This window comes from Limnohabitans sp. TS-CS-82, assembly GCF_002943475.1.
Map to the genome: position 1 here is coordinate 486,727 of NZ_PTQX01000002.1, position 21,466 is coordinate 508,192.

Here is a 21,466-nt window from a genome sequence, read left to right on the forward strand (position 1 = left end):
CTAAACTAGCGGCCATGCGCAAGCCCCTTCCCTCCACGTTTATCAAACCCTTAGCCATCCGATGGAACAACTGGTGGCGCGAGCAAACACCCAGCCGTCAAGACCGCTACGCTTTCATGGCCCCGCTGGCAGCCGTCGTTTTGTTTTTGGCCGCGATCACGACTGCATTTTGGTACTTGAAATTTGAAGAACTCGACCGCGAGCAAGAAACCGTGCGTCGAGATGTGGAATACGCACAACAGCGTTTGCGCTTGCGCTTGGTCGACAAACAAGAACAACTCTTGCGTATGGCCCGCGATGTGGCCAACCGTGAAACGAGTGTGGCTGAATTTCCCGTTGAAGCACAAGCCTTGTTGAATCAAAGCCCAGAAATCACGGGTCTATCGTGGCTGGATGGGCGCGGCCGCGTGCGCGCCAGCTACGCCAGTGTGGGCGCTGCTGTCGTGCATTGGCAAGGTGAGAACCTCAACCACAACACCACCAAAGCCACCTTAGAGCTGAGTCGCGACTTGCTGCAACCCGTGTACTCGCAACCCATCGCCTACAAGCATGCCAATGCCGAAACGCTGACCCAACTTGAACTGCAAGTCCCCATCGTCAATCACGGCAAATTTGAAGGCGTGATCTTGGCCGAGTACAGCCTAGACGGCTTGCTGCGTTTTGCTGTCCCAACTGAAATCAGCAACAAATATGCGGTGTCATTGCGTGACGCAGACAACAACGTGCTGGCCGGACAAGCCAACAAGTCGCGCCCCCGCGTGACCGAGGTGCTGCCTTGGCTGCTCAAAACCAACGAGTACGAGGTGCCCATCACGCCCGTCGGTTACGCCCTGGCCTTGCATGCGCAGACCTACCGCACCTCTCAAGGCCTCATTGGCAGCGGTATGTTTTGGCTGGTTGCGGTGCTTAGCGCCATGACAGCGTGGATGTTGATTGGCACGTGGCGCCACACCCGCCGTCGTGTGCAGGCCCAGCAAGCGCTGGTGGCCGAAACCAACTTTCGTCGTGCCATGGAAAACTCCATCCTCACAGGCATGCGCGCCATGGACATGAAAGGCCGCATCACTTATGTGAACACCGCCTTTTGCCAAATGACGGGTTGGCGCGAAGAAGAGCTCGTGGGTTGCGAAGCGCCCTTCCCTTATTGGCCAGACGACGACATTCCCAGCCTGCAACTCAAGCTCAACCAAGAACTGCAGGGCGACACCACCTCCAGCGGTTTTCAGGTGCGCGTCAAACGCAAAGACGGTTTGGTGTTTGATGCCCGCTTGTATGTGTCACCCTTGGTCGATGCGCGCGGACAACAAACCGGCTGGATGACCTCGATGACCGACATCACTGAGCCCAACCGCATCCGCGAACAACTCTCTGCCGCCCACGACCGCTTCACCACCGTGCTGGAAGGCTTGGACGCCTCGGTGTCCGTGGCCCCTTTAGGCAGCAAAGAACTCTTGTTCGCCAACAAGCTCTACCGCCAATGGTTTGCCCCCAACACCGTAGGACATTTGAATTTGGTGGCAGAAGCGGGCTTGTTGCGCCAAATGCAACTGGAAACCACATCGGATGCCGCCAACGACGATGCCCTAGATGAAGACGACGGCATGGCGGGCTTCCCCACCGACGGCTTGACCGAAGTGCGCAGCGAAAACGCCGAAATCTTTGTGCCCGAGCTGGGTAAATGGCTGGAAGTGCGCTCGCGCTACCTCAACTGGGTCGATGGTCGTTTGGCACAAATGGTGATTGCCACCGACATCACGCCACGCCGTAACGCCGAAGAACAGTCGCAAGTGCAGGCCGAGCGGGCCCAAGCTGCCAGCCGCCTGATCACCATGGGCGAGATGGCGTCCAGCGTGGCCCATGAGCTGAACCAGCCGCTGACCGCCATCAACAACTACTGCAGCGGCATGGTGTCGCGCATCAAAGCCAACAACCTCAGCGAAGAAGACCTGCTCAACGCGCTCGAAAAAACCGCTCACCAAGCGCAACGCGCGGGGCAAATCATTCAGCGCATTCGCAGCTTTGTGAAGCGCAGCGAGCCCAACCGAGCCCCTTCAGACATTGCGACCATGGTCGGTGAAGCGGTTGAACTGGCAGGCATCGAGATGCGCCGACGGCAAGTGCGCCTCACCCAAGTCATGGCGGATCGTCTGCCGAAAATCAACGTGGACCCGATCTTGATTGAGCAGGTGCTCATCAATTTGATGAAGAACGCCGCTGAATCCATCGATTTTGCAGAGCGCCCCTTGCAACAACGTGCGGTGGAACTGAAAGTGCTGCCTCGTCGCGAAGAAGGTCAATCCGTCATTGAGTTCACCGTCACCGACACAGGGCGTGGCGTGCCGCCTGAGGTGATGGAGCGGGTGTTCGAAGCCTTCTACTCCACCAAGCCCGAAGGCATGGGCATTGGCCTGAATTTGTGCCGCAGCATTGTCGAATCGCACCAGGGCAGACTCAAAGCTGAGAACCTCTACAATGCCCAAGAGATAACGGGTTGCCGCTTTTCCTTCTGGATACCCGCCCGATAAGGTTGGAGTTTTTTTTGATGAGTTTGATTCCCAAAAAAGGTACGGTTTATGTTGTCGACGATGACGAAGCCGTTCGTGATTCGCTGCAGTGGTTGCTAGAGGGTAAAGATTACCGCGTGCGCTGCTTTGATTCTGCTGAAAGCTTCCTCAGCCGTTACGACGCCCGTGAAGTCGCTTGCTTGATCGTGGACATCCGCATGGGTGGCATGACGGGCTTGGCACTGCAAGACAAATTGGTCGAACGCAAATCCCCTTTGCCCATCGTGTTCATCACCGGTCACGGCGACGTGCCGATGGCCGTGGACACCATGAAAAAAGGTGCGATGGACTTCATCCAAAAGCCTTTCGACGAAGCCGCGTTGGTGAGTTTGGTCGAACGCATGCTGGCCCAAGCCAACGAGTCGTTTGCTGAATCGCAACAAGCGGCCAGCCGCGACGCCTTGATGGCCAAGCTCACCGGCCGCGAAGCCCAAGTGCTGGAACGCATCGTGGCCGGTCGCTTGAACAAGCAAATCGCTGACGATTTGGGCATCAGCATCAAAACCGTGGAAGCGCACCGCGCCAACATCATGGAAAAGCTCAACGCCAACACCGTGGCCGATCTGCTCAAAACAGCCCTCGGACAAAACGCCCCCAAGGCTTAAACCTCACACGTTTCGCGATGAGCCTCTCGCCGCGACAAACGCCATAGCCAACGCCCGTTCATCACGGGCGTTTTCAATTTCAAGCCCTATTTGTATACACCATGACTGCACAACTCATTGACGGCAACGCCCTCTCCAAACAACTCCGTACCCAAGTCGCTGCTGACACAGCCGCGCTCAAAGCCAAAGGCCTGACCCCAGGTTTGGCGGTGGTGTTGGTGGGCGACAACCCAGCCAGTCAGGTGTATGTGCGTAACAAGGTCAAAGCCTGCGAAGACGCAGGCCTGCACTCGGTGCTCGAAAAATACGAGGCCGACATGACCGAGGCCGACTTGTTGGCCCGCGTGGAAGCCCTCAACAACGACCCCGCCATTCACGGCATCTTGGTGCAACTGCCCTTGCCTGCCCACATCGACGCGCAAAAGGTGATCGAAGCCATCAGCCCCGCCAAAGACGTGGACGGTTTTCACATCGCGAGCGCTGGGGCCCTGATGACCGGCATGCCCGGATTCTGGCCTTGCACGCCTTATGGCTGCATGAAGATGTTGGAGAGCATTGGTTACGACCTCAAAGGCAAACACGCCGTGGTGATTGGCCGCAGCAACATCGTAGGCAAACCCATGGCGCTCATGCTGCTGCAAAAAGACGCCACCGTGACGGTGGCGCACTCGCGCTCCCAAAACCTCAAAGCCCTCACCCTGCAAGCCGACGTGATCGTGGCGGCCGTGGGCAAACGCAATGTGCTGACGGCCGACATGGTCAAGCCCGGCGCGGTGGTGCTGGACGTGGGCATGAACCGCAACGACGAAGGCAAGCTGTGCGGCGATGTGGACTTTGACGGCGTGAAAGAGGTGGCTGGCTACATCACCCCTGTGCCGGGTGGGGTTGGACCGATGACCATTACGATGCTTTTGGTCAACACCTTGGAATCGGCGCAACGCGCCTTATCTGAGAAGCATTGAGCTTTTGCATTTGTTGCGAGGACATTCGCTCTACAAAGCTGAGCGGCCATCTATTTTTGAAAGTTTTGCATGTCATTGAACAATCCGCTTCTCGACTTTTCGAATCACCCTCTGTTCGATGCCATCCAACCCGCGCACATCGCACTCGCTCTTGACGAGCTTTTGCCAGCAGCCGATGCCGCGTTAGAAAAAGTCACGGCAGCAGACTTCCCCGCTGACTGGAAAGCGATTGCGTCGGTGCTGGATGTGGCCACCGAAAAACTCAGCCGTGCCTGGGGTGCCGTGAACCATCTGCATTCCGTCGCCGACACGCCTGAGCTGCGTGCGGCCTACACCGAAGCGCTGCCGCGCGTGACCGAGTTCTACACACGTTTGGGCGCAGACGAGCGCTTGTACGCCAAATACAAAGCCATTCCTTTGGCCAGCTTGAACGCCGAACAACGCCAAGCACACGACAACGCCATGCGCAACTTTGTGCTCTCTGGCGCGGAGCTGGTGGGTGCGCCCAAAGAACGCTTTGCCGCCATTCAAGAGCGCATGGCCGATGTGAGCCAAAAGTTCAGCGAAAACGTGCTGGACGCCACCGACCAATGGTCGGCCATCGTCACCACCGAAGAATTGGCCGGTGTGCCAGACGACGTGGTGCAAACCACGCGCGCTGCCGCAGAGAAGGATGGCGTGGCTGGCCACAAACTGAATTTGAAAATGCCGTGCTACCTGCCCATCATGCAGTTCGCCCACAGCTCGGCCCTGCGTGAAAAGCTGTACCGCGCGTACGCCACACGCGCGTCTGACCAATCCGAAGCCGTCCAGGCCGGCAAAGCCGAACAAGACAACACACCATGGGTGAAAGAAATCTTGGCCCTGCGCCAAGAAGAAGCGCAGCTCTTGGGCTACGCCAACTACGCCGAGGTGTCGCTGGCCACCAAGATGGCGCAATCGCCCGCCGAAGTGATGGCCTTCTTGCGCGACCTCGCCAAACGCGCCCGCCCCTATGCTGAAAAAGACGTGGCCGAGATGCGCGACTTCGCCGCTGAACACTTGAACCTGCAAGACCCACAACCGTGGGACTGGCCGTACATCGGCGAAAAACTCAAAGAAGCGCGCTACGCCTTCAGCGAGCAAGAGGTCAAACCGTACTTCACCGCACCCAAAGTGTTGGCCGGTTTGTTCAAAATTGTGGAAACCTTGTTTGAGGTGAGCATTCGCCGCGACCAAGCGCCCGTGTGGCACCCCGCCGTTGAGTTCTATCGCATTGAGCGCCACACCGACGAAACCCGCGCACGCGGCTTGCCACCTGTGCTGGTGGGCCAGTTCTACCTCGACCCCGGTGCGCGCGCAGGCAAACGCGGCGGCGCTTGGATGGACGATGTGCGCGCCCGCTGGTTGCGCCCAGACACAGGCGCACTGCAAACGCCCGTGGCACACCTCGTGTGCAACTTCGCCGAAGCCGTGGGCGGTAAACCACCACTGCTCACGCACGACGACGTGATCACCCTCTTCCACGAATGCGGCCACGGCTTGCACCACATGCTCACGCAAGTGAACGAGCGCGATGTATCTGGCATTAGCGGCGTGGAATGGGACGCGGTGGAGTTGCCCAGCCAGTTCATGGAAAACTTCTGCTGGGAGTGGCCCGTGTTGCGCCACATGACCGCGCACGTCGACACAGGCGAGCCTTTGCCACGCGCACTGTTCGACAAAATGCTGGCCGCTAAAAACTTCCAAAGCGGTTTGCAAACGCTGCGCCAAATTGAGTTCTCGCTCGTGGACATGCTGCTGCATTCCAACGGCGACAAAGCGCAAGACTTCATGCAAGTGCTGCGCGATGTGCGCGCCGAAGTGGCCGTGCTGCAAAGCCCTGCATGGGGCCGCACGCTGCACACCTTCAGCCACATCTTTGCAGGCGGCTATGCCGCGGGTTACTACAGCTATAAGTGGGCCGAGGTGCTGAGCGCCGATGCCTACGCCGCGTTTGAAGAAACAGCTGACGCGAATGGCGAACCCAGCCTTGAGACAGGCCGCCGCTACCGCGAAGCGATTCTGGAAGCGGGTGGCAGCCGCCCGGCCATGGACTCGTTCAAAGCCTTCCGTGGCCGTGAGCCCAAGCTCGACGCGTTGCTGCGTCACCAAGGCATGGCCTAAGCACCATGCACGCCGCCGAGCTGTCAGCCTTGCTGATGTTGCTGACGGCAACCAGCTTCACACCGGGCCCCAACACCGCGCTCTCCACCGCGTTAGCGGCCAACCGAGGGCTGCGGCGTGCCTTGCCGTTTGTGGTGTCTGTCCCCGTGGGTTGGGGCTTGATGCTCAGCCTGTGCGCGGCAGGCGTGGGGGCATTGATCGAGGCGCAACCGGCGTTGCGAACCAGCATCCAACTGGTGGGTGTCACTTATTTGCTGTGGCTGGCGTTCAAATTGGCACGGGCAGCTGCCCCCTCCAGCGCCCATGCTGAACGGCTGGATGTCACGTTCTTGCAAGGCGTGATGCTGCAGTTCGTCAACATCAAAGCGTGGATGCTGGCCTTGACCCTCGTCTCGGGCTGGCTCGCCGGTCGCGAAGACATGTGGCAACGCTTGAGCCTGCTCTTGCCCGCCATGGTTGCCTTTGGTTTTGCCAGCAACTTGACCTATGCCCTCATCGGCTCGCTGCTGCGTGCTTGGCTCAACGGTCCTAACCACACCGGACTGCGCAGGCGTTGGTTCAACCGTGGCATGGCGGTCATCTTGGTGGCTACCGCCGCTTGGATGGCGACGTTTTAAACCACCACACACGAACAGGCCATCTCAATCGGCGTGGTCACCAAGGAATAGATTCGCCTTTGTAGTCCACAAAATGCGCAGCCGCTTGTGCTGGTAAATCATCCAAAGCGCCAAGCAAACCCGCCACCGATTGCGCGGGCGTGAGACAGTCTTTAGCAGGCACAAAAGGCGCCGACAAGCCAGACGCCACCGTGCCCGGCTGCATAGCAGCCACCACGATTTGCGGGCGTTTGCGGGCCGCTTCAATCGCTGCGGTTTGCAGCACCATGTTCAACGCAGCTTTGGCCGCGCGGTAGCCGTACCAACCGCCTTTGTGGTTGTCGCTGATGCTGCCCACCCGTGCTGAGAGCTTGGCATAAATGCTGCGCTGCTCGGTGGCCAGCAAGGGCATGAAGTGTTTGAGCAACAACGCGGGGCCAATGGTGTTGACTTCAAACGCACGGACCAGTTGTGTGGCCTTGAGTGCGCCAAGGTGCTTTTCTGGCCCCCGCCCGTCGATGGTGAGCGCGCCCGTGGCGTCGATGATGAGGTGAAACGGCGCTTGTGACTCAGCCACAAGCACTGCCACCGCAGCGGCCATGCTGGCCTCGTCTTCCAAGCGAAACGCAGGTAGCGAACTGCGCGACAGGCCCACCACTTCTGAGCATGCAGGGTCTGCCTGTAAGGCTTCCACAAAAGCGCTACCGAGTGCACCCGATGCACCCAGTACCAAAGCGCGGTAGGACGGCCCTAGGCTTTTCAAAACGTCAGCGTCTTCACGCCAGTGGATGTGCCCAACAAGCACACCTGCGCTTTTTGGTGAGCAAACACACCCACCGTCACCACGCCTGGCCATTGGCTGACGTCGGTTTCAAACTGCAGGGGGTCGCTGATTTTCAAGCCCGTCACATCGACGATGTGTTGGCCGTTGTCGGTCACCAAAGGTTGGCCGTCTTTCAAACGCACCTTGGCGCTGCCGCCCATCGCAGCGAACTGGCGCATCACGCGCGCGGTGGCCATGGGGATGACTTCGACGGGCAGTGGGAACGCGCCCAGCGCATCGACCAGCTTGCTTTCATCGGCAATGCACACAAACATCTTGGATTGCGCAGCCACAATTTTTTCGCGCGTCAACGCAGCGCCGCCACCCTTCACCATATTCCCTTGATGGTCGATTTCATCGGCACCGTCGATGTAAACCGACAGGCTTTCCACCTCGGCGGCTTCAAACACCTGGATGCCCAGAGCTTGCAAGCGTTCGGTGGAGGCCACCGAGCTCGACACCGCGCCTTTGATTTGGTCTTTCATGGTGGCCAAGGCGTCGATGAACTTGTTCACCGTGGAGCCCGTGCCCACGCCCACCACCTCGCCAGGCACCACGTATTGCAAGGCGGCTTGGCCCACCAAAGTTTTCAATTCATCTTGAGACAAAGGTGCGGCTTGGGTCGACGTGTTCGTGGGCGTATTCATGGGCGAAAATCCGAGGGTTCTATAAAAGCTTGAGATTATCCATGTCGTTGTTGCCTTACTCCCTCGCCCGCCCTTTTCTGTTCGCCATGGACGCCGAAACCGCCCATGAGCACACGCTGGCCATGTTGGCCCGCACACAAAACACACCGCTGGCTTGGGCCTACTGCCAAACCCGCGTGCAAGACCCCGTACAACTGGCTGGCCTCAACTTCCCCAACCGTGTGGGCTTGGCCGCAGGTTTGGACAAAAACGCGCACTGCATTGACGGCTTGGCCGCCATGGGTTTTGGCTTTGTCGAAGTCGGCACGGTCACGCCCAAAGGCCAGCCGGGCAACCCCAAGCCGCGCATGTTCCGTTTGCCCGAAGCCAACGCGTTGATCAACCGCCTTGGCTTTAACAACGAAGGCTTGGATGCCTTTTTGGCCAATGTGAAGCTGGCGAAGTTCCGCAGTGAATCAGGAAAGAAAGGTGCGGGCTCGCCCATGCTCTTGGGCCTGAACATCGGCAAAAACGCCGCCACCCCCATCGAGAACGCTGCCGACGACTACCTGATTTGCTTAGACGGCGTGTACCCACACGCCGACTACGTGACGGTGAACATCTCTAGCCCCAACACCAAAAACCTGCGCGAACTGCAAAGCGACGAAGCGCTAGATGCGCTGATTGGCACGCTCGCCAAACGCCGCGCTGAACTGGCTCAGAAGCACAACAAGCAAGTGCCGGTGTTCATCAAGATTGCGCCCGATTTGGACAGCGACCAAATCGCGGTGATTGCGGCCACGTTGAAGCGCCATTGTGTGCACGAAGGCACGCCATCGTGGGGTGTCGTTGCCACGAATACAACGATTGCTCGCGATGCGGTGCAAGGCATGTCACATGCCGACGAAACGGGCGGCCTCTCAGGCGCACCGGTGTTCGAGAAAAGCAATGAAGTGATTCGCCAGCTGCGTGCGGCGATGGGCCCCCACTTCCCCATCATTGGCGTGGGCGGCATTTTGAGCGGCGACGATGCCGTGGCCAAAATCAAAGCGGGTGCCGACGTGGTGCAGATTTACACGGGTCTGATTTACAAAGGCCCCGCACTGGTGAAAGAAGCTGCGCTGGCCATTCGCGATCACGCTTAAACCGTTGAAAATTTGGCGTTGAAGTAAGAAGCCTGTGACTCGGGCCAGCAGCTCAAGCCAAACTTTAAGCAAAGACGGTGCGATAGCCTTCAAACCGCTTGGACCAATACACATGGTTCAAGCGCTCTGTTCTCACCCCTGTTTTTTCGTTCGCGGCATGGATGAATTTGCCTGAGCCGATGTAAATGCCCACATGCGAAAACGCGCTGCCCAGCGTGTTGAAAAACACCAAATCGCCGGGGTGGGCTTGCGTGGGCTCAATCGGTTTGGCCACCTCGGCCATTTGCGCCGCACTGCCCTTGAGCGGGATGCCCGCAGACTCTTTGTAGACAAACGTCACCAAGCCCGAACAGTCAAACCCTGTGTGCAGTTTTTTGCCGCCGTAGGTGTAGCCGCGGTCGAGCATGGCCATGGCTTGCATGACGATGTCTTGCCGTTTGGCGGGGTTGTTGGGGTAGCTTTGTGCGGTCGCGTCGGTGGACGACACCTTGCGCGACGTGCTCGAACACGCGAACAGCAAAGGCGTGAGGCAAACCGCTAGAAAGCGTCGTTTCATCATCGCATGTGTTCCCGTTTCAATGCCCATGCCAATCCCTGCTTGCGCACTTATGGCAGTGCCTGCCGCACCGCCTCGCCAATGGCCAGTGAACTGGTCAAGCCCGGCGACTCAATGCCAAACAAATTCACCAAACCCTTCACGCCATGCACGGCAGGGCCTTGGATGCAAAAGTCAGCCGCGGCATCGTTTGGACCAGAAATTTTGGGACGAATGCCTGCATAGCCCGCCTGCAAAGCGCCGTCGGCCAAGGCGGGCCAATATTTGCGCACCTCGGTGTAGAACAGTTGCTCGTGCTCAGGGGACACCACCAAATCGTCAGGGCTGTCGACCCACTGCACATCGGGGCCAAACTTGGCTTGACCGCCGAGGTCCAAGGTCAAATGCACCCCCAAACCGGCGGCTTCGGGCACGGGGTAAATCAACCGTGAAAACGGCGATTTGCCCGAAAGCGTGAAGTAGTTGCCCTTGGCAAAGTAAGCCTGCGGCACATGCTGCGCAGCCAAACCCTGAAACTGGCGCGCCAGCCAAGGGGCGGTCAAACCCGCCGCATTGACCACCGTTTGTGCCAGCAACTCCGCGCCATCGGCCATGCGCAAAACGATGCCCTCCGGCGTGCACACCGCGTGGGTCACCGCTGAATTGAACGCGACGATGCCGCCTGCGTTCTCAAAATCGCCCTGCAAACTGAGCATCAAGCCGTGGCTGTCCACGATGCCGGTGCTGGGCGAATGCACGGCGGCGACGCACGACAGCGCGGGCTCCATCGCCTGCGCGGCGGCGGCGTCAAGCAGCACCAAGTCGGTCACGCCGTTGGCATGGGCTTTTTGAACAATGGCCTCTAAAGCCGGCACTTGGCTGGCGTGTGTCGCCACGATCAACTTGCCACAACGTTGGTGGCCAATGCCGCGCTCGGCAGCGTAGGCGTACAACATCTCGCGGCCTTGCACACACAACTGCGCTTTGAGCGAGCCCTGAGGGTAGTAAATGCCGGCGTGGATGACTTCGCTGTTGCGCGAACTCGTGCCTGTACCGATCGCATCCGCCGCTTCGAGGACCAACCAATCGCGGGCATTGTCGGACGCGGCCTGCGTCAACGCACGCGCCACGGCCAGTCCAACCACCCCTGCGCCAATCACGACGCCATCCACTTTGTCCAAAGCCGCACTCCTTGTTCAACAGGCTTGTATTAGAACCAAAAAAAACGGCACCCGAAGGTGCCGTTTCAAGGTCTTGGAAAACCTGAAAGCGTCAGCGTTGGATCAACGCTTTTTAGCGGCTGTTTTGCCTGCGTTCAAAGCGGTTGCCGTCATGGATTTCACGTTGGCTTCGGCCACTTCGGTCGCTTGCTTCACTGCTTTTTGCACAGTTTCCAAGGCATTGTTACCCGCGGAAACGGCAGTTTTGAAAGCGGCCACAGCGGCTTCAGAACCGGCAGGTGCGTTTTTGGTGGCGTTGTCGATCATGGTGTGGAAAGCTTTTTGAGCTTCAGCCATTTTGCCTTCGACGTGGCCTTGAAACTCAGAGTTAGAGCCTGTCGCGATTTCGTACAAGTGACGGTTGTAAGCGGCTGCTTTTTCAGCCAAAGGCTGGAACAAGCTGGCTTGCAACGCCACCAACTCTTGGGCGTCTTTCACGCTCAAGGCGGCTTGGGCTTGTTGTTGCGAGTCAGCCAAAGCAGACTTGGCAGCGGCCAAGTTCAACTCGATGAGTTGCTCAACGCCAGAGAAGGCTTTGCTGGTCAGGCCCATCAGCGTTTCCAAATTGGCTTTGTTAGCGGCGATGATTTGTTCAGGGGTCAGGCTCATGGTAAATCTCCAAAATTAATAAAAGGATGAAAACTGCTCAGAACTTGCCCACCTGGGCTGCTTTTTGTTGCAGTGCAGCATGGGTTGAATTCTAAAGACAATGTCAACGTTGACAAGTGATCAGGCGTGCAAAAACGGGTGTTTAGAGCTGGCAGACTAAATCTGGCAGGCCGATGCGTGACAAAGCCATCATTCCCGCCCATGTGCCCAATGCTGCGCCCATTGGGTTTTGTAAGTGTGTGCCAAATCAACGGATTTGAGAATCAAAACATTTTCAGCATTTCGCGTTTCTGCTGAATTTGTGAAATTAAAACTGCCGGTGATCACCACAGCCTCGTCAATCACCATCACTTTGTTATGTGCAATGGCGTGCTTGCCGTCTTCACGCATGGCCACGTGGCCAGCCTCCAAGGCTTGGGCCACATCGCGGTTGGATTTGCCAGTTTTCATGTCCAGCAACACCCGCACCGTCACCCCACGCTGCTGCGCCCGAACCAAGGCTTGGGCAATGGCGTGGTGCGTGAAGCCATAGGCCTGCACCAGCACCTCACGCTCGCTGGCGTCGATGGCTTTGACAATCGCCGTCGCCGCACCCGCGGGTGGGCTGAAATAAACCCCCAACACCTCGGCCGTGGGTGCGTTGGATGTAGACACATCGGGTGATTGACCCAACGACGTGCAGCCCGTGCTGAGCACCAACACGCACACCGCCCACACACCACGAACAACACCTGAAGACACCATGCTTGAATGTTAGCAACTCAATGACTTCAATATAGATATCGATAATTTATTCACAAATTCAGATCAACCAACAATATCAACACGATTGAACCTGAGCGACAAATGCACAACCCAGCCCGTAGTAAAGTGGCGGAGCTTTGAAATCTCACCCACATACTCCCTCTCACGACCTGTCGCCCGCCACCCGTCGGGCGATTTTTCTGTTGTCTTTGGCCACGTTTTCGAGCATGGCGGTGCAGCGTATTTGCGACCCCATGCTGCCGGAGCTGTCGCGCGAATTCAACGCCCCCATCGGCGAAGTGGCCCAAGTCATTTCGGTCTTCGCCATCGTTTACGGCTTGATGCAGTTGTTTTATGGCCCCGTGGGCGACCGCTTGGGCAAGTACCGCGTGGTCATGCTGGCCACCTTGGTCTGCACCGTGGGTTGCGTGTTGTCGGCCATCAGCAGCGATCTGCCATTTCTGGTGGCGGCGCGGGTCGTCACAGCGCTGGCGGCGGCGGCCATCATTCCGTTGACCATGGCGTGGGTGGGCGATATGGTGCATTACGAAATGCGTCAAGAAACCTTGGCACGTGTGGGCTTGGGCACCATGCTGGGCATCACGGCGGGGCAGTTGTTTGGCGGTTTGCTGACCGACACGCTGGGCTGGCGTTGGGCCTTTGCGCTCATGGCGGCTTTTTTTTGCAGCGTCACTTGGTTGCTGTGGCGTCATAGCGCACGCCTCGACCACACGCCCCCTGCCGACCACGCGCCGGCTGGTTTTTTCAAACAACTCGCCCAAGTCGCGCACAACCCTTGGGCGCGCACGCTGCTGAGCACCGCGCTACTTGAAGGCGCCACCGTGTTTGGCTTGTTGGCCGTGACGGCTTCGCACTTGCACCACACACATGGCATTTCTTTGACCTTGGCAGGCGCCACCACCGCGCTGTTTGGCTTGGGTGGCATGGCTTATATGGCCTCGGCCAAAGTGACGATTCGGCGCTTTGGCGAGGTGGGCTTGGCGCGCTACGGCGGCTGGGCTTTGGGCTTGGCCTTTGGCGTGATCGCCCTCACCCCGTGGTGGCCCTTGGCCATCCCCGCGTGTTTTGTGGCGGGCTTTGGGTTTGCGATGTTTCACAACACCATGCAAGCCAAAGCCACGCAAATGGTGCCCACGGCTCGCGCCACGGGCGTCACTTTGTTTGCGGGCTTTTTGTTTTTGGGGCAATCCTTGGGCGTGCTGGCGTTGGCGGCGCTGATGGGCCATTTCTCATCCAGCGCCGTGATGGCCTGCGACGCCTTGGCCGTCGTGGCCTTGGGCTTGTTTTTTTCGCGGGCCACGGCCCAACGCAACGCCACCGAAGCCGACCGCGCTTAAACTTTTCTCATTTCACAGTTTCCCTCTCGTATGACCGACACGCTCTCCCCCCACGCCCTCGAACAACTCGCCCAACAACTGGAGCAGCACCCTGACTACCGCGTGCTGCGCCGCTTGGTGCCGCGCCACACGATGAACGAGGCACAACCAGGCCAGCGTTTGTGCAAAGGCGTGGTGCTCGACACCGAAACCACCGGTCTTGACGCCACCAACGACCGCGTGATCGAGCTGGGCATGCTGGTGTTTGAGTTCGACCCCGCAACCGGTGTGGTCTACCAAGTGCTGAACGTGTTTGACGAGCTGGAAGACCCTGGCTTTGCCATTCCCCCCGCCACCATCGCGGTGCACCACATCACCGACGACATGGTGCAAGGCAAACGCATTGACGACGCCCAAGTGGCTGCGCTGATGAAAGACGTGCAAGTGGTGATTGCTCACAACGCCAAGTTTGACCGCCCGTTTGTGGAAGCGCGCTGGCCCCTGTTTCAACACTTGAATTGGGCCTGCAGCATCAACGACATCAACTGGCGCGATGAAGGGTTTGGCTCAGCCAAGCTGGAGTATTTGGTGGGCACGCAAGGCTATTTTTACGAGGCCCACCGCGCAGAAGCCGATTGCTGGGCGCTGCTGGAATTGCTCAACCAAGTGCTGCCGCAAAGCCAGCAAACCGCCATGCTGGCCTTGCTCGAAACGTTGAATAAACCGCAAGAAAAAATCTATGCGCTCAACTCACCGTTTGAAACCAAAGACATGCTCAAAACACGCGGCTACCGTTGGTCGCCCGAGTTGCGCTGCTGGAGCTGCGTGGTGGCGGGCCCGCAAGAAAGACAACAAGAGTTGGACTGGCTCAAGAGTCGCGTCTATGGCCAGCGCAGCGCACGGGTTGAGATTGAAACCCAAGGCGGCCAAGTGCGTTACTCCAGCCGCGAAGGCCACAAAGAGGTGGTGACGCTTTAATAGTTCACCACTTGCCAAGGCACTTGGCAGGTGGGCACTTGGGGGTAATAAGCCTGAGCCGTGCTGCAAAAGTACGCCACGCGAGGACCTACAGCATAGGGCTGGGGGGCAACAACGATTTGCGGTTGCACGGCATAGCTGGGCGTGCTGGCTGCATAAATGGCACCACCCAAAAGGGCCGCGCCCACCACGGGGCCAACCCAGTTACCGTTCCAACCTCCGCGGTAGCCATAACCACCGCCATGGTGTCCACCGTTGTAGCCGCCGTTGTAATGGTTCACGTGTCCGCCACCGTGTCTGCCGCCGCCATGACCACGCCCGTCCGCCATCGCGGGAACTGCGCTCACACAGACCAACAAACACAGCAAGAGTTGGGGAAGACGTTTCATGGGGAACTCACTTTGCAAAAGTTGCGATCAAAGACCTTGCGGTCCCACACACAACGCGCGTCATACGCTGGCGGATGACAACGCTCCCCCAATCATCAGCGTGGCGATAGCCGCCTCTGTAAGGGCCTTGGCTATTGTTCATCGCCAACTCACCATGGCACGCGTCCCCTGTAAAGGCGATGCAAACGTGCCAAACGTACCTCAAGGCACCACCAGCAAAGGCTCCAGGGCCAAAGCAATGGCCGCCAAACGGGCGTCGCGGCCGCGCACCGCAGACACCATCAAGCCCACCGGCAATTCGTCCGCAGCTTGGCAGGGCAAGCTGAACGCACAGCCATCCAGATAGTTGATGGCCGACGGATTACGCAGCAACAAGCGGTTGGCCTTGAAAAACGCTGCGTCATCGGCCACCAAGGGCGCCAACTCCGGTGCGACCAAGGCCACCGTGGGGCTGAGCATGGCATCAAAGCCTTGCAACTCGGCCTCCATGTGAGCAATCCATTCGTGGCGCCGGTTGTGCAAGCTCAAATATTCGACCGCGCTGACCCCCTCCCCCAGCGCCATGCGCGCGGCCACACGCGGATCAATGCGCTCTGGGGCCCGTGCCAAACGCGCATGGTGTGCGGCAAAGCCTTCGACCGGCGAAAAGCCGCCAGGCTGGCTGCGCGCTGCGATCTCGCTCAGCGCGGACAAAGGCAATTCAACCACCTGTGCGCCAGCCGCTGAAATGCGGGTCAATGCACGCGCAAACGCCTGGGCCACGGCGGGGTCCAGCTCATCCAAAAACAAAGTTTGCGGCACGGCAAAACGCACGCCGCGCAAATCCGCCGCCTCGGCCAACACGGGTTGCTGCGACAACACGCCCTCCACCACCAAGCTGTCGCGCACATTGCGAGTGATCGCGCCCACGGTATCGAGCGTGCGCGACAACTCCATCACCCCTTGCAAAGGAATGCGCGATTGCGTGCTTTTGAACCCGACCAAACCGCATAACGCGGCCGGAATGCGAATAGAGCCGCCCGTGTCTGAGCCCAAGCCCGCCAACGCCAAGCCCAAGGCCACCGACACCGCAGCACCCGACGACGAGCCCCCTGGCACACGCGCCACCGCGACGTCACACGGGTTGCGCGGCGTGCCGTAGTGCGGGTTGATGCCCACGCCAGAAAACGCAAACTCGCTCATATTGGTTTTGCCCAAAATCACGGCACCCGCTTGGCGCAAACGGGTGACCGCCACCGCGTCTTGTGCCGCAGGGGGCTCGCCCTCGCACACCACCGTGCCTGCCATCGTGGTCTGGCCTGCTAGGTCGTAGTTGTCTTTGAGCGTGATGGGCAAGCCGTGCAAAGCTCCCAAAGGCGCACCGGACTGGCGGGCCACGTCTGCCGCTCGGGCCTGCGCCAAGGCTTGGTCCGCGAACAAATGGGTGAACACATGTTTCGCCGCCTCGCTGTGGGCCTGTTGCAAGCTGCGTGTCACCCAAGCTTCGGACGTGGTGTGAGAAAACGTGTCGGACATCGGAAATTCCTCGTGTGATAGCCTCATTGGCTTCGATTATTGATGGTTTTACCCACCGCCCCTGTCATGCCCAGCGCACCCGAACTCACGCTCTATTACGACGGCCAATGCCCTTTGTGCGTGGCCGAAATTGAGTTTTTACAAACCCGCAACGCCGAGGGAAAGTTGGGTTTTGTGGATGTGGCGCACAGCAGTTTTGACGCCCATGCCCACGCCATTTCGTGTGAATTGGCAATGGCGCAAATTCATGGACGCACGGCACAAGGCGAGGTGTTGGTGGGCGTGCCCGTGTTTGCCTTGGCCTACAAATTGGCCAAACTGCCACTTTTGGCTTGGATTTTGTCGAGATCTTGGCTACAACCGATGCTGCAACCGGCCTACGTGTGGTTCGCCAAGCACCGCCAAGCCATCTCCAAACGCATTGGACCCAGCGTTTTGAGGCTTTCAAAACGTTTTTTACGGTGATTTTTGGGCTTTTTGAGCATTGACCGTCTGATCGGTTGATAAATTTGCGAAAATACGTTCTTTGCCCCGAGAAGTCAAACGAATGTCACGCCCAGAAAAAACAGAAATCTCCAACGATGGTTTGCGCTACAAGTCAAAAAAGGGCGGTTCACCGTTTGAAGGCCTCGGCCGCACCGGCGACACCATGAGCTGTATCAAGTGCGGCGTTCACAAGCCACGCAACAACGGCTCGTTCAAACGCATCTTGGGCTCCTCCATGTTTGTGTGCTTCGACTGCAGCCCTCCCAAGAAAGAGGCGGAGCCTGCGGCAGTGGCCAAAGAAGAAACCAAAGCTTAAGCGCTTGGATGACTCCACAAAAAAGCGGCTCGTTGAGCCGCTTTTTTTATGAATCTGCCCCATTCAAATATCACGCAATCCATGGTTTGACGCCTCTTGCTCTGTCTTGGCATGTTGGATAAATCGCTCCACCAAGCGATTGCTGGACTGACGCACTGTGGCCAAAGCAATGCCAATGTTGAGCTTTTCGGGGTTGTCTGAAAGGCTTAAAAACCGCACGCCTTGGTTGCGATAACGCCGCGCCACACCCGGCACCAGCGCAACGCCCAAGCCGCTCTCCACCAAACTCACGATGGTTTGCACCTGCACCGCATCTTGCGCGATGCGTGGGGTGAAGCCCGATTGCTGGCAACGCAGCATGGCCACCGCGAACAAGTTGGGCACCGAGGCCTCGGTGTACATCACGAACGGTTCTTGTGCGAACGCCGACAAGGCCACACAGTCTTGATTCTGCCAAGGACTGTCTGCCGCCACGGCCAGCACAAACTCATCGTTCTCGACTGGCGTGAGCTCAAAGTCACCGGGATGCAACACCGGGAAACGCACGAGCCCCAAATCCAAGGTATTGGCTTCCAGTCGGGTCAAGATGTTGGCTGTGGTTGACTCATCCAGCACCAATTCCACTTTAGGAAAACGCCGTCTGAAACTCGGGATCAATTGCGGCAGCAGCGAGTACGTGGCCGATCCGATAAACCCCACTCGTAACACACCGCCCTCCCCCTGCAGCGCCGTGCTCACCGCTTGCTGACATTGCTGCGCGTGAAAAATAGCCTGCCTAGCGTCGGCCAACATGGCTTGCCCCGCAGGCGTCAACTGCACGCCGGTGGACAAACGCAGAAACAAGGGCCCGCCCAACTCGTCTTCCAACTTTTTGATCGACACCGACAGGGGCGGCTGCGCCATGTGCATGCGCTCGGCGGCTTTGTGAAAGTTGCCTGTCTCGGCCAAAGCGACGAATTGTTGGAGTTGCCGCAGGTTCATATTGATACCGTTTAAGTATTGGTTTGTAAATTATTAATATTGGACTCAATTATGACGGCACACTAAATTCAGGCGCACAAGACATCCAACAAGGAGACAGACCAATGAGCCAGTTGCCGCTTCAAGGCATTCGCATCGTCGACGCCAGCGTCGTCGTGATGGGGCCTTACGCCAGCCAGTGGTTGGCCGATTTAGGGGCCGAAGTCATCAAAGTGGAATCGCCAGAAGGCGACTCCACCCGCTACACCGGCCCCGGCCACGAAAACGGCATGTCCGCGCTGTTCTTAGGCGTGAACCGCAACAAAAAAAGCGTGGTGATCGACCTCAAAAACCCAGAGGGCCCCGCCGCCTTGCGCCAACTCATTGCCACCGCCGATGTGTTCATGCACAGCATGCGGCCCCAAAAACTAGGCGCGGTGGGCTTAGACCCCGAGGCGTTGCTGGCCGCATTTCCAAAACTCGTCTTTGCAGGCCTGCACGGGTTCACTGCATCGGGCCCTTACGGCGGCAAGCCCGCGTATGACGACATCATCCAAGGCCTGTCTGGCAGCGCCGCGTTGATGCAACAACAAAGCGGCGTAGCCCGCTATTTCCCTTGCATCGCTGCTGACAAAACCAGCGGTTTGGTAGCGGCCATGGCCATCATGGCGGCCTTGATGAAACGCCAAGCCACGGGCGTGGGCGGCATGGTGGAAGTGCCCATGTTTGAAACCATGGTGGCGTTCAACTTGGTCGAGAACTTTTACGGCGAACACTTTGAGCCGCCCTTATCGGCCCCCGGCTACCCACGCGTGTTGGCCGATTGGCGCAGGCCCTACCGCACCAGCGATGGCTATGTGTGCATGATGCCGTACACCAACGCGCACTGGCAGAAGTTCTTTCAAGGCGTGGGCCAACCCGAACTGGCGAGCGATGCGCGCTTCACCAGCATGCCCGCTCGCACGCAACACATCGAAGCTTTGTACGAGATCACCGGGCACATCGTGGCGCAGCACGACACCGCCCATTGGTTGGCGCTGTGCGAGCGTTTGGAAATTCCAGCGGCGCGCATGAACACCTTGGCCGACCTCAAAACCGATCCGCATTTACAAGCCACCCAATTCTTTGCTGAGTTGGATGACCCCGCCATGGGCGCTTTGCGCTTTCCCGGCGTGCCCGTGTTGTTTGACGGCGAACGCCCTCCCGTGAACTCGGTGCCGCGACTGGGCGAGCACACGCACGATGTATTTGCACAAGCGGGCGTGTCTGCCGACACCGTGTCTGCGTGGGTGGCCAGCGGTGCAGTCAAGGCGCATGAAGCGCAAAAAATGCCCACCCCCTAATTCAAACATTCACACAAGTAAGGTCTGTGACTCACATGGCATTGCCCACACCACCAATCACAATCCAAAACACACCTCAATCCAGGCGCCTAGGTCAAGGCTTCTATTGGCAAGACATTTCGGTCGGCCAACAGTTTGACACCTTCCGCCGCACGATCACCGAAACCGACTTGGTCAACTTCATTTCCTGCACGGGCATGTTGGAAGCCATCTTCATTGAAGAAGGTTACGAAGGCGGTGCCATCCAAGGCCGCCCCGTGCCCGGCGCTTTGACCTACACCTTGATTGAAGGTTTCATTTTGCAAACCATGATCCAAGGCACCGGCTTGGCCATGCTGGAGTTGACGCAAAAAATCTTGGCGCCTGTGGTGGTGGGCGACACCATTCACGCTGAGATCGAAGTCACGGGCGTGCGCCCCACCTCTACCAAAAACCGCGCCATCGTCAGCTCCGACATTCGCGTGTTCAACCAGCGCGGCGTGGTGGTGATGACCTACACCGCCACGCGCTTGCTCGCCGGTCGTCCAACGTGATGCGCCACATTCAGCCCATCCAACACACACATTAAAAACAGGAGACAAACATGAAAATCACCACCCGCCGAACCGTCTTAGCCTCTGCCCTCGCCATGGCCACCCTCTCCTCGGGTGTCTCCATGGCGCAAGCCAATTACCCCGACAAACCCATTCGCATGGTGATTGCCTTCCCACCCGGCGGCCCCACCGATTTGGTCGCACGCGTGTTGGCGCAAAAACTCACCGAACAAATGGGCCAGTCTGTGGTGGTCGACAACAAACCCGGCGCCAACGGCAACATCGCTGCTGAGCTGGTGACCAAGGCACCATCAGATGGTTACACCTTGTTCTACAACACCTCAGCCGTCGCCTTGAGCCCCGCGCTGTATAAAAAAATGAGCTACGACGTGCGGGCCGACTTTGCGCCTGTGGCCCTGACCGCCGTCATACCATTGGTGTTGGCCGTGCACCCCTCACTGCCCGTCAACACCGTGCAAGAGTTTGTGCAGTACGCCAAAAACAACCCCGACAAACTGAGCTACGGCTCGGCGGGCAACGGCAACATCACCCACCTCGGCGCGTATTTGATCTTGCAAGACAAGGGCCTCACCGCCGTGCATGCGCCCTACAAAGGCAGTGCGCCCGCGTTGACCGATTTGGTGGCAGGTCAAACCCAGTTCACCACCGACACCATCAACTCGGCCCTGCCGTTCATCAAAGAAAAGCGCCTCAAGGCCTTGGCTGTCACCAGCCTCAAACGCACCAGCGTGTTGCCCGATGTGCCCACCCTCAACGAAACCATCATGCCCGGCTTTGAAGTGGGCGCTTGGCAAGGTCTGTTGGTGCCCGCCAAAACATCGCCAGACATCGTCAAACGCTTAAACGCCGAGGTCATCAAAGCCCTCGGCTCTGCCGATGTGCGCGCCAAGTTGGCGGTTCAAGGTGCAGAGCCCTTGGGTTCAACGCCCGTGGAATACGGCAACTACATCAAATCAGAGTTGGACCGTTGGAACCGTGTGGTCAAACAGACCGGCGCTTCTCTAGATTGATTCC

Annotated in this window: 22 protein-coding genes; 13 read left to right on the plus strand and 9 right to left on the minus strand. The window is 58.5% G+C overall.

From position 1 onward, the window contains the following. Positions 1-14: 14 nt before the first annotated feature. From C5F52_RS06650 to C5F52_RS06670, 5 genes are all read left to right on the plus strand, one after another. Positions 15-2,525, plus strand: a complete 2,511-nt coding sequence (locus C5F52_RS06650) for a PAS domain S-box protein (protein WP_104797540.1) — start codon at positions 15-17, stop codon at positions 2,523-2,525. Positions 2,526-2,542: 17 nt separating this feature from the next. After that, positions 2,543-3,169, plus strand: coding sequence for a response regulator transcription factor (locus C5F52_RS06655; RefSeq protein ID WP_104797841.1), 627 nt, complete (start codon positions 2,543-2,545; stop codon positions 3,167-3,169). 101 nt (positions 3,170-3,270) lie between these two features. Further along, positions 3,271-4,131, plus strand: coding sequence for a bifunctional methylenetetrahydrofolate dehydrogenase/methenyltetrahydrofolate cyclohydrolase FolD (gene folD / locus C5F52_RS06660; RefSeq protein WP_104797541.1), 861 nt, complete (start codon positions 3,271-3,273; stop codon positions 4,129-4,131). Positions 4,132-4,206: 75 nt separating this feature from the next. Further along, a complete protein-coding gene (locus C5F52_RS06665; protein WP_104797842.1) occupies positions 4,207-6,276 on the plus strand; it encodes a M3 family metallopeptidase in 2,070 nt (689 codons plus the stop codon). 5 nt (positions 6,277-6,281) lie between these two features. Beyond that, complete coding sequence (locus C5F52_RS06670; RefSeq protein ID WP_104797542.1) at positions 6,282-6,893, plus strand: LysE family translocator; 612 nt, start codon at positions 6,282-6,284, stop codon at positions 6,891-6,893. Between the two features lie 37 nt (positions 6,894-6,930). Here the strand turns inward: C5F52_RS06670 and C5F52_RS06675 are convergent, their stop codons facing one another. Together C5F52_RS06675 and rpiA are read right to left on the minus strand one after the other, a co-directional pair. Next, on the minus strand, positions 6,931-7,635 hold the full coding sequence (locus C5F52_RS06675; protein ID WP_104797543.1) for an SDR family NAD(P)-dependent oxidoreductase: 705 nt from the start codon (positions 7,633-7,635) through the stop codon (positions 6,931-6,933). Further along, on the minus strand, positions 7,632-8,342 hold the full coding sequence (gene rpiA, locus C5F52_RS06680; RefSeq protein WP_104797544.1) for a ribose-5-phosphate isomerase RpiA: 711 nt from the start codon (positions 8,340-8,342) through the stop codon (positions 7,632-7,634). Before rpiA ends, C5F52_RS06675 begins: the two co-directional genes overlap by 4 nt. Positions 8,343-8,383: 41 nt before the next feature. Between rpiA and C5F52_RS06685 the strand changes: the two genes are divergently transcribed. Beyond that, a complete protein-coding gene (locus tag C5F52_RS06685) occupies positions 8,384-9,466 on the plus strand; it encodes a quinone-dependent dihydroorotate dehydrogenase (protein WP_104797545.1) in 1,083 nt (360 codons plus the stop codon). 64 nt (positions 9,467-9,530) lie between these two features. On the opposite strand, the gene C5F52_RS06690 is transcribed toward C5F52_RS06685, so the two are convergent. From C5F52_RS06690 to C5F52_RS06705, 4 genes are all read right to left on the minus strand, one after another. Continuing rightward, the gene (locus C5F52_RS06690) at positions 9,531-10,025 is read right to left on the minus strand and encodes a C40 family peptidase (protein WP_161499662.1); all 495 of its coding nucleotides are present in this window, start codon (positions 10,023-10,025) and stop codon (positions 9,531-9,533) included. A gap of 47 nt (positions 10,026-10,072) precedes the next feature. Beyond that, positions 10,073-11,182, minus strand: coding sequence for an NAD(P)/FAD-dependent oxidoreductase (locus C5F52_RS06695; RefSeq protein WP_104797547.1), 1,110 nt, complete (start codon positions 11,180-11,182; stop codon positions 10,073-10,075). A gap of 102 nt (positions 11,183-11,284) precedes the next feature. Next, positions 11,285-11,830: a phasin family protein gene (gene phaP, locus C5F52_RS06700; RefSeq protein ID WP_104797548.1), complete on the minus strand. Its 546-nt coding sequence runs from the start codon at positions 11,828-11,830 to the stop codon at positions 11,285-11,287. A gap of 189 nt (positions 11,831-12,019) precedes the next feature. Further along, entirely contained in the window at positions 12,020-12,574 is a 555-nt protein-coding gene (locus C5F52_RS06705) for a phospholipase D family protein (RefSeq protein ID WP_104797549.1), read from the minus strand. A 137-nt stretch (positions 12,575-12,711) separates the two neighbouring features. On the opposite strand from C5F52_RS06705, the gene C5F52_RS06710 reads away from it, so the two are divergent. Beyond that, complete coding sequence (locus tag C5F52_RS06710; RefSeq protein WP_236657757.1) at positions 12,712-13,932, plus strand: MFS transporter; 1,221 nt, start codon at positions 12,712-12,714, stop codon at positions 13,930-13,932. 30 nt (positions 13,933-13,962) lie between these two features. Then, positions 13,963-14,889 carry a 3'-5' exonuclease gene (locus C5F52_RS06715; RefSeq protein WP_104797550.1) on the plus strand — a complete coding sequence of 309 codons (927 nt, stop codon included), beginning with the start codon at positions 13,963-13,965 and terminating at the stop codon, positions 14,887-14,889. On the opposite strand, the gene C5F52_RS06720 is transcribed toward C5F52_RS06715, so the two are convergent. Together C5F52_RS06720 and C5F52_RS06725 are read right to left on the minus strand one after the other, a co-directional pair. Continuing rightward, entirely contained in the window at positions 14,886-15,278 is a 393-nt protein-coding gene (locus C5F52_RS06720; RefSeq protein ID WP_104797551.1) for a hypothetical protein, read from the minus strand. The two genes, C5F52_RS06715 and C5F52_RS06720, sit on opposite strands and share 4 nt — an antisense overlap. Before the next feature lie 201 nt (positions 15,279-15,479). After that, entirely contained in the window at positions 15,480-16,793 is a 1,314-nt protein-coding gene (locus C5F52_RS06725) for an amidase (protein WP_236657758.1), read from the minus strand. A gap of 42 nt (positions 16,794-16,835) precedes the next feature. Between C5F52_RS06725 and C5F52_RS06730 the strand changes: the two genes are divergently transcribed. Together C5F52_RS06730 and C5F52_RS06735 are read left to right on the plus strand one after the other, a co-directional pair. Then, positions 16,836-17,258, plus strand: coding sequence for a thiol-disulfide oxidoreductase DCC family protein (locus tag C5F52_RS06730; RefSeq protein ID WP_236657760.1), 423 nt, complete (start codon positions 16,836-16,838; stop codon positions 17,256-17,258). A gap of 82 nt (positions 17,259-17,340) precedes the next feature. After that, the gene (locus C5F52_RS06735; protein WP_104797554.1) at positions 17,341-17,595 is read left to right on the plus strand and encodes a hypothetical protein; all 255 of its coding nucleotides are present in this window, start codon (positions 17,341-17,343) and stop codon (positions 17,593-17,595) included. A 63-nt stretch (positions 17,596-17,658) separates the two neighbouring features. On the opposite strand, the gene C5F52_RS06740 is transcribed toward C5F52_RS06735, so the two are convergent. Beyond that, entirely contained in the window at positions 17,659-18,576 is a 918-nt protein-coding gene (locus tag C5F52_RS06740) for a LysR family transcriptional regulator (RefSeq protein WP_104797555.1), read from the minus strand. A gap of 104 nt (positions 18,577-18,680) precedes the next feature. Here C5F52_RS06740 and C5F52_RS06745 point away from each other — a divergent pair, with 104 nt between their 5' ends. From C5F52_RS06745 to C5F52_RS06755, 3 genes are read left to right on the plus strand one after another with little or no spacing between them, the layout of a single operon-like run. Next, positions 18,681-19,898 carry a CaiB/BaiF CoA-transferase family protein gene (locus C5F52_RS06745; protein WP_104797556.1) on the plus strand — a complete coding sequence of 406 codons (1,218 nt, stop codon included), beginning with the start codon at positions 18,681-18,683 and terminating at the stop codon, positions 19,896-19,898. Between the two features lie 35 nt (positions 19,899-19,933). Further along, on the plus strand, positions 19,934-20,431 hold the full coding sequence (locus C5F52_RS06750; RefSeq protein WP_104797557.1) for a MaoC family dehydratase: 498 nt from the start codon (positions 19,934-19,936) through the stop codon (positions 20,429-20,431). Between the two features lie 50 nt (positions 20,432-20,481). Beyond that, positions 20,482-21,462 carry a tripartite tricarboxylate transporter substrate binding protein gene (locus C5F52_RS06755; RefSeq protein ID WP_104797558.1) on the plus strand — a complete coding sequence of 327 codons (981 nt, stop codon included), beginning with the start codon at positions 20,482-20,484 and terminating at the stop codon, positions 21,460-21,462. Positions 21,463-21,466 lie beyond the last annotated feature (4 nt).

What these genes read in the sequence shown, in the direction of transcription:
- C5F52_RS06650 (WP_104797540.1), top strand. Translation starts at nt 15, where the DNA reads ATGCGCAAGCCCCTTCCCTCCACGTTTATCAAACCCTTAGCCATCCGA.
- C5F52_RS06655 (WP_104797841.1), top strand. Translation starts at nt 2,543, where the DNA reads ATGAGTTTGATTCCCAAAAAAGGTACGGTTTATGTTGTCGACGATGAC.
- folD (WP_104797541.1), top strand. Translation starts at nt 3,271, where the DNA reads ATGACTGCACAACTCATTGACGGCAACGCCCTCTCCAAACAACTCCGT.
- C5F52_RS06670 (WP_104797542.1), top strand. Translation starts at nt 6,282, where the DNA reads ATGCACGCCGCCGAGCTGTCAGCCTTGCTGATGTTGCTGACGGCAACC.
- rpiA (WP_104797544.1), bottom strand. Translation starts at nt 8,342, where the DNA reads ATGAATACGCCCACGAACACGTCGACCCAAGCCGCACCTTTGTCTCAA.
- C5F52_RS06685 (WP_104797545.1), top strand. Translation starts at nt 8,384, where the DNA reads ATGTCGTTGTTGCCTTACTCCCTCGCCCGCCCTTTTCTGTTCGCCATG.
- C5F52_RS06690 (WP_161499662.1), bottom strand. Translation starts at nt 10,025, where the DNA reads ATGATGAAACGACGCTTTCTAGCGGTTTGCCTCACGCCTTTGCTGTTC.
- phaP (WP_104797548.1), bottom strand. Translation starts at nt 11,830, where the DNA reads ATGAGCCTGACCCCTGAACAAATCATCGCCGCTAACAAAGCCAATTTG.
- C5F52_RS06705 (WP_104797549.1), bottom strand. Translation starts at nt 12,574, where the DNA reads ATGGTGTCTTCAGGTGTTGTTCGTGGTGTGTGGGCGGTGTGCGTGTTG.
- C5F52_RS06715 (WP_104797550.1), top strand. Translation starts at nt 13,963, where the DNA reads ATGACCGACACGCTCTCCCCCCACGCCCTCGAACAACTCGCCCAACAA.
- C5F52_RS06720 (WP_104797551.1), bottom strand. Translation starts at nt 15,278, where the DNA reads ATGAAACGTCTTCCCCAACTCTTGCTGTGTTTGTTGGTCTGTGTGAGC.
- C5F52_RS06725 (WP_236657758.1), bottom strand. Translation starts at nt 16,793, where the DNA reads ATGTCCGACACGTTTTCTCACACCACGTCCGAAGCTTGGGTGACACGC.
- C5F52_RS06730 (WP_236657760.1), top strand. Translation starts at nt 16,836, where the DNA reads ATGGTTTTACCCACCGCCCCTGTCATGCCCAGCGCACCCGAACTCACG.
- C5F52_RS06735 (WP_104797554.1), top strand. Translation starts at nt 17,341, where the DNA reads ATGTCACGCCCAGAAAAAACAGAAATCTCCAACGATGGTTTGCGCTAC.
- C5F52_RS06740 (WP_104797555.1), bottom strand. Translation starts at nt 18,576, where the DNA reads ATGAACCTGCGGCAACTCCAACAATTCGTCGCTTTGGCCGAGACAGGC.
- C5F52_RS06745 (WP_104797556.1), top strand. Translation starts at nt 18,681, where the DNA reads ATGAGCCAGTTGCCGCTTCAAGGCATTCGCATCGTCGACGCCAGCGTC.
- C5F52_RS06750 (WP_104797557.1), top strand. Translation starts at nt 19,934, where the DNA reads ATGGCATTGCCCACACCACCAATCACAATCCAAAACACACCTCAATCC.
- C5F52_RS06755 (WP_104797558.1), top strand. Translation starts at nt 20,482, where the DNA reads ATGAAAATCACCACCCGCCGAACCGTCTTAGCCTCTGCCCTCGCCATG.